The organism is Methylobacterium tarhaniae, assembly GCF_001043955.1.
Lineage (GTDB): Bacteria > Pseudomonadota > Alphaproteobacteria > Rhizobiales > Beijerinckiaceae > Methylobacterium > Methylobacterium tarhaniae.
The window spans coordinates 1-5,852 of record NZ_LABZ01000249.1; the positions used below are offsets into that span (position 1 = coordinate 1).

The 5,852-nt window shown below is 76.2% G+C and carries 2 protein-coding genes; one reads left to right on the top strand and one right to left on the bottom strand.

Going from position 1 to position 5,852, the window contains the following annotated elements; translation table 11 throughout:
- Positions 1-81: 81 nt before the first annotated feature.
- Positions 82-3,639 (bottom strand): AsmA-like C-terminal region-containing protein, encoded by a 3,558-nt coding sequence (locus VQ03_RS27325; RefSeq protein WP_048454072.1) that lies wholly within the window; start codon positions 3,637-3,639, stop codon positions 82-84.
- Positions 3,640-3,874: 235 nt separating this feature from the next.
- On the opposite strand from VQ03_RS27325, the gene VQ03_RS27330 reads away from it, so the two are divergent.
- Positions 3,875-5,638: a carbamoyltransferase family protein gene (locus VQ03_RS27330; RefSeq protein WP_048454073.1), complete on the top strand. Its 1,764-nt coding sequence runs from the start codon at positions 3,875-3,877 to the stop codon at positions 5,636-5,638.
- The last annotated feature ends 214 nt before the right edge of the window (positions 5,639-5,852 follow it).

A 5,852-nucleotide genomic window follows, 5' to 3' on the forward strand; every position in this document is an offset into this window, starting at 1 on the left:
GGGTTCGAGGGCGGAAGGGGCCTCGCTACCATGCCGGGGGGCCGGACGGAACCGAGCCGGCGGCAACGCCGCTCGCGCCACTCACGGGCTGCCCGCCTCCGGTGCTCCGGCGCCCTGGCGGCGCGCCTCCTCCTCGGCCTTGTGGCGTGCCGCTTCGGCCGCGCGGGCCGCCTCCGCCGCGCGTGCCGCCTCCGCCGCCCGCGCGGCCTCGGCTGCCCTTGCTGCGTCCGCGGCCCGCGCCGCCTCCGCCGCCCTGGCGGCCTCGTCCGCCCGCTGCCTGGCCTGCCGGGCCTCCTCGGCGGCCCGCGCGCGGTCCATCTCCAGACGGCTGCGGCGGCGGGCGAGCTCGTTGCGGTCGGCCTCGACGGTCTCGATCTTGTCCAGCTCGCGCTGCAGCACCACCGCCGCCAGCACGTTGCCGAGCGGGACGACGTCGAGTTCGCGCTGCGGCCGGGCCAGCGGGCCGACGAGGGCGAGGCCCAGGGTCGGCGCCGGGGCCGTCCAGGCCCGGGGCGTCGCAATGGTGGTGAGGGTGCCGCGGGCGTCGAGGCGCAGGGATTTCAGGTCGACCTGCACCAGGCCGGCCCAGGTGGCGGGGCCGAGGTCGAGGGCGAGGCTCCCGGTCCGCAAGGTGCCGCCGACCATCGAGGCCGGCACCGAGACGGGGCCGGCCAGCACCAGCGGCCCGCGGTCGAACTCCTCCGACACTACCCGCTCGACGCGGCCGGCCCGCAGCGGGTCCTCCTCGGCCAGCAGCCGGGTCAGGGCGCGCTGCACCGCCGCCGGATCGAGGTTGCGCAGCGTGAGCCCGGCGAGGTCCAGGCTGCCGCTGCCGGCAAGGTTGCCGACGAGGGCCGCCGGGCTGTCGCCCGCCGCGCCGAGGCGCAGCCGCAGGCTCGCCTGGCCCTGCAGGGCGTCGCCGCCGGTGAGGGCGGCCAGCGACGCCGCCGTCAGGCTGCCCTCGGCGGAGAGCGTCGCCTGGGCGCCCTGGCGCGCCAGGGTGGCGCTGCCGGCGAGCCGCCCGCCCGCGAGGCCGGCGGCGAAGTCGCGGAACGAGAGGCCGTCGGGTCCGAGCCCGAGATCGAACCGTGCCCAATCCGCCGAGAGGCCGCGGCCGAGATCGAGCCGCCGCACCGTCACGGCGACCTGCCCGGTGGCCGGCAGGGCCGGGGTCGGGCCGAAGCGGGCGGCGGACCAGGGTTCGGGGCCGGCGGGCGCGGGGCCGGGATTGAGGACCAGCGCTCCCGCGAGCCAGGGCAGGGAGAGCCGTTCGAGCGAGAGGCTGCCGCTGACGTCGCCGCCGGCCGGCCGGGTCAGGGTCGCGTCGATCGCCGATCCGGCGAGCGTGCCGGTCAGGGCGAGACGAGGGGGCTCGCCGGCGCGGCCGAAGCCGAGCGTCAGCCGCGCCGGCACCGGATCCGGCGGCGTGGCGGCGCGGCCGAGGAGGCCGGCGAGGGGCCGCAGGTCGGGCGAGGCCACGGTCAGAGCGCCGTCCTGGAACGGGCCGCCCGCGGCCGGCAGCCGCAGCGGCCGGGCGGTGCCGATGGCGGCCCCGGCGATCTGGGCGTCCAGCGTCAGGCTCAAGGGGCCGTCGGCCTCCCCCCGGCGCCCGACGAGGTGCAGGTTCGCCGGCATCGCCAGGGCCGGATCGTCCGCCCGGCCGAGCCAGCGGCCGGAGGCCACGCCGTCGAGGCGCGCGTCGAGGTCGTCGAGCCGCCCGGCCCGGGCGGCCAGCGACAGGGCGAGGCGGCCGCCGGCGGCGCTGCCGCGGGCCTGGCCGCGCAGGCGGCCCGCCTCCGCGCCGGAATCCCGCTCCAGCGTCACGTCGAGGGCGGCCGGCCCGTCGCGGAGGAAAGCCGGCAGCAGCCGCGCCTCGTCCACGAAGGCGCGCGAGACGAGGTCGATCAGGGGGGCGGCCACCGGGGCGCTCACCCGCCCGGCGATGCGCCCGGCGCCGTCGGCATCGATCCGGCCCGAGAGGCTGGCCTTCGCCCCGGCGAGGTCGCGCACCTCCAGGCTGTCGAGGCGAAGCGCTGCGCCCTCGGATTGCAGGCTGGCGGCGATCTCGCCGGTGCGGGTCCCGGTCGGGCCGTAGCGCAGGTCGCGGGCGAGCAGGGTCAGGCCGACATCGTGGTCCTGGAGGGCCGCGATGGCGCCGCGCATCGGCGGCAGCTCCGCGACGTCGAGCCCGTCGGCGACGATCTGGGCGTCGAAGCGCGGGCGGGCCTGGTCGGGCCCGGCGGGGCTGTAGCGGGCGCTGCCGGTGATCTTCGCCGTGCCCAGGGCCACCCGGGCGTTGCGCAGCGACAGGACCGGCAGGGCCGCCGCCACGTCGGCCTCGGCCGAGAACGGCCGGCCGTCGAGGAGCCCGGTGAGCGGCCCGCTGATCCCGAGCCGGTCGAGGAGGCGGGCGAGCCGGTTCGAGGCGGGGGCGTCGATCGCCGCATGGCCCGAGACGCCGCCGCTCGGCGTCACGTCGCCGGACAAGGCCAGCTTGAGGCCGCCTCCCCCCGTGCCGGCGAGGCGCCGCAGGGCGACGGCGCCGGACGGGCGCAGCACGGCGCTCAAGGATGCGCCGGTCCATTCCTCGCGGGCGAGCCCCAGGCTGTCCACCGCGACGTCGAGCGCCAGGGTGCCGGGCAGGGGGCCGGGAGACAGGCCCCGGCCGAGCAGGGTCTGGCCGATGGCGCTCATCAGGAAGGCGTCGAGGTCGAGCCGGCGGGCCTCCAGGCTCATCGTCGCCCGGGCCGCCGCGAGGTCGAGGCTGCCGCGGCCGGTGAAGCGCAGGGGCGCCTCGCCCGGCACCTCGACGCTCAAGGCCTCGAAGGTGGCGAGCCGGCCCTTCGCCTTGAACCCGCCCTGCACCGAGACCGGCAGTGCGCTTCCCGCGGCCTGGGCCGGCGGCCCCACCACCAGGCGGGCGGTGCCGCTCGCCTCAGGCACCCCGCCGCCCTCCGGGCCGGCCGACACGCTCACCCGGGCGTCGAGGTCGAGCCGGGGCACCGTGTCGCCCCCGGCGCCGAGCTTCACCGGCACCGTCCCGTCCGGGCCCGGCGCCCCGGTGGTGAGGCGGAACGGCACCGCCTCGACGCTGCCTTCCGCCCGCCAAGGGCCGGCAAGGCGCGGCGCCGAGAGCCGGACGGTCTCGGCATAGACCTGATCGGTGCGCCCCGTCGCCGCCACCCGGGTGGTGACGAGGAGCTGCGCGACCCGCAGGTCCTCGATCGCCAGGTCGCGGCTCCCGAAGTCTCGGCCGTCGCCGAGGCGCGGCGGCGGCAGGAAGCTGCCCGCCTCGGTCATCGGCAGGGTGACCTCGCCGCGGCCGATCCGGGTCTCGGTGAAGCGGATCTCGCCGGAGAGGAGCGGGGTCAGGGCGATCTCGGCCTTGACGAAGCGCGCGTCGAGGGACGGCCGGTCCCGCCCGGTCGTGAGCACCAGGTGGTCGATCCGCAGGCGCGGCGAGGGCAGGAGGCGCACCTCGAGGCGGCCGTCGCTGCGGGCCTCGACCCCGAGCGAGCGGCCGAGCGCCGCGTCGAAGCTGCCGCGATAGGATTCCCACGGGATGAAGGGCGGCGCGACGAGGGCCGCGGCGAGGATCAGGATGACGAGGCCCGCCAGGGCGGTCAGGATGTCGCGCACCTTAAAGCTGTCCGTGCCGCCCCGCGAGGAGAGCGCCGCCTCATGTTCCGTCGACGGCCCGACGGGCCGTACCCCGATGACAGCGCTAGCATATCGGGATCGGAAACGCGGGCGAAATCCGGCGCGATCACGCAGAGAGTGCCGCCCCCCGATGCGCCCGCGCAACGCTCCATGCCCGCCTGACAGGGGGGGCGGACACTGTTAGAGCGGCGGCGTGACCAGATCGACGGATCCGATGCGCTACTATCTCGGCCTCGCCACCACCTTCCACGACCCGGCCCTCGCCCTGGTCGGGCCGGACGGCACGGTGCTCTTCGCCGAGGCGACGGAGCGCTACCTGCAATACAAGCGCGCGCCGAATTGCGAGCCGGATTCGGCGCCCCGCATGGCCGGCCTGCTCAAGGCCCACCTGCCGCCCGGCGCCGAGCTCGTCATCGCCACCACCTGGGGCCCTGAGTTCAGCCGCTACCTCGCCGGCCAGGCGGCGACCGGCGCCTTCGGGCTCGATGCGCTCAAGGGCCATTCCCCCGCCCTCAACCGCTCGCTGGTGCCCGAGCGGGCCGAGCGCACCTTCATCGCCGAGCTGGCGCTGGCGCAAGGCCGGGCCGGCTACGGCACGCTGCTCGGCCTCGACCGGGCCCATGGGAATTCGGCTTCTGGCGGCCGCTCGACGATCGCGGCCTTGCGGCGCTACCCCCACCACCTGACGCACGCCGCCTACGGCCTCTGGGGCTCGCCGTTCCGGGACGCCACCTGCCTCGTCGTCGACGGCATGGGCGAGACCGGCGCCTCGGCGATCTACCGGATGGAGGCGGGGCGCCTCGTCGAGGCGAAGCGCCATCGCGGCCGCGAATCGGTCGGCTTCTTCTTCGGCCTCGTCACCGACCTCGCCGGGTTCGACCAGACCAAGGGCGAGGAATGGAAGATCATGGGGCTCGCCCCCTACGGCCGGCAGGATCCCGAGCTGATGGCCAGCTTGCGCCGGCTCTACCGGATCGAGGACGGCCGCCTGCGCTTCGCGGATGCCGCCACCGTGCAGGCGGTGGCCGACGAGATCCGTGCCCGGCGCCCGGCCGAGGCCGAGGCCGAGGGCTGGGCCGACCTCTCGGCCTGCGGCCAGGCGGTCTTCTCGGAGATGATGGACGTGCTGGTCGCCGAGGCCTGGCGGCTGGCGCCCCACGCGAACCTCGTCGTCACCGGCGGCTGCGCGCTGAACTCGTCCTACAATGGCCGGCTGCTGCAGCGCTGCGGGTTCCAGCGCCTCCACGTGCCGTCCGCGCCGGCCGACGACGGCAACGCCCTCGGGGCCGCCTGGCTCGCCTTCCAGGAGGACAACCCGGGCTGGACCGGGCCGGGGATGCTCGCCACCCCCTATCTCGGCTCGCGCGTCTCGACCGAGCCGCTGGAGCGGATGGTCGATTGGGAGCCGCGCCTGCGCCGGCTCGGTCATGACGGGGTGACGCAAGCCGCGGCCGGCATCCTGGCGGCGGGCGGGCTCGTCGGCTGGGTGCAGGGGCGGGCGGAGTTCGGGCCGCGGGCACTCGGCAACCGCTCGATCCTGGCCGATCCGCGCCCGGCCGACGCCAAGGCGGTCCTGAACGCCAAGGTGAAGTATCGCGAGGCGTTCCGACCCTTCGCGCCCTCGATCCTGGCCGAGGCCGGGCCGGACTGGTTCGAGGATTACCAGGACAGCCCCTACATGGAGCGCACCCTGGTCTGGCGGCCGGAGGTGCGGGAGCGGGTTCCGGCTGTAGTGCACGAGGACGGCACCGGCCGCCTCCAGAGCGTGACGGACGAGCGCAACCCGGCCTATGCCGCCCTGATCCGCGCCTTCGCCGAGCGGACCGGCGTGCCGATCCTGCTCAACACCAGCTTCAACGTGATGGGCAAGCCGATCCTCCACACCGCCGAGGACGCGATCCTGATGTTCTCGACCACCGGGCTCGACGCCGTGGTGATCGAGGACTGGATCCTGGTGAAGGACGGGGTGAAGACATGAGAAGGGCCGGCCCCGTCCCCGGGTGCCGGCCCCTGACATCCTGCGAGGCGCCCGCGATTATTCGCAGACCTCGACGCGCTTGTAGGTGAAGGACTCGTCGTCGAGCCACACCTTGCGGCGCTCGAAATGGCAGATCGGGCCGCGGCGCGGGCGCACGATCACGGTCTCCGGCTCCTCGACATAGACCCGGCGCGGCGGCGGCGCGGCGTAGACC

Coding starts and splice junctions, on each gene's coding strand:
- VQ03_RS27330 (WP_048454073.1), top strand. CDS start 3,875: ATGCGCTACTATCTCGGCCTCGCCACCACCTTCCACGACCCGGCCCTC.